Source organism: Mycobacterium sp. 1165178.9 (genome assembly GCF_001673555.1).
Lineage (GTDB): Bacteria > Actinomycetota > Actinomycetes > Mycobacteriales > Mycobacteriaceae > Mycobacterium.
Window position 1 is genome coordinate 1 of the sequence record NZ_LZMB01000536.1, and the last position, 1,109, is coordinate 1,109.

Genomic DNA, 1,109 nt, shown 5'->3' on the forward strand with positions numbered 1-1,109 from the left:
GCTTCGGGCACCACCAACACCCGCCCGCCATGCAGCAGCGGACCCCACACCTCCCACACCGAGGTGTCAAACCCATAGGAATTGCACTGCGTCCAGGTCCCTGGCGGCACATAAGTATTCGCCACAGTCAAAAACTGGGTCACGTTGCCGTGGGTGACGGCCACCCCTTTGGGCACACCAGTAGTACCAGAGGTGTAGATCATGTAGGCGATATCGTCGGCCGTCGGGTGTGGTAAATCCTTGCGCGGCATCCGGATTCCGGGGTGGTCCACATCGATGACGGGCACCCCCCGCCCATCCAGCCGCGAGCGGTGGTCGGCGGTGGTGATCGCGGCGATCGGCCCGGCATCGGCCAGCATGAACTCGATCCGGGCCGCGGGCACGCCGGGATCGATCGGCAGATACGCCGCCCCGGTCTTGAGCACCGCCACAATCGAAACGATCGCCTCGGCCGACCGGGAAAACAGCAGCGCCACCAACTCACCGGGACCCGCACCCTGGGCGGCCAGCAGATGCGCCAGCCGGTCGGCGGCCGCATCGAGCTCGCGGTAGGTCAACGAATGCCTCCCGCATACCAACGCCACCGCTTCTGGCGTGCGGGCCACCTGCGCCGCGAACAATGCGGGAATCGACATCGACGGCGACTCCGGCTCGTCCAACACCGCCCGGTTACCGATCTCGGCCAGGCGAGCGTGCTCGGCGGCATCCAACAGATCCATCGACGACAACCGCCGTGCCGGATCGGTGGCCATGGCCGCCAGCACCCACCGCAACCGCTCGATCAGCATCTCGATGCTGCCGGCGTCGAACACGTCGGTGCGAAATTCCACGTTCCCGCTGATTCCGGCGGGATCGCCGGCTTCCGTCCAGCGCTCAGCTAAGGACAGCACCAGATCCATGCCGCCGGTGTGCGCGCCGACCGGCAGCGAGGTGATCTGCAAGTCGCCCAACGCCAACCCGGCGGCGGGATCGTTGGTCTGCCAGTTCTGCCAGGCCAACATCACCTGGACCAGCGGGTGGTGGTTCAGGGAACGGGTGGGATTGAGCCGCTCGACCAGTACCTCAAAGGGCACATCTTGATGCTCATACGCCGCCAGACTGCGCTGACG

The 1,109-nt window shown here is 66.1% G+C and carries 1 protein-coding gene; it reads right to left on the bottom strand.

Annotated features, from left to right (window positions below):
* Positions 1–1,109, bottom strand: a 1,109-nt coding sequence (locus A5652_RS22870; protein WP_156745495.1) for an AMP-binding protein, incomplete at both ends; no start/stop codon positions are given.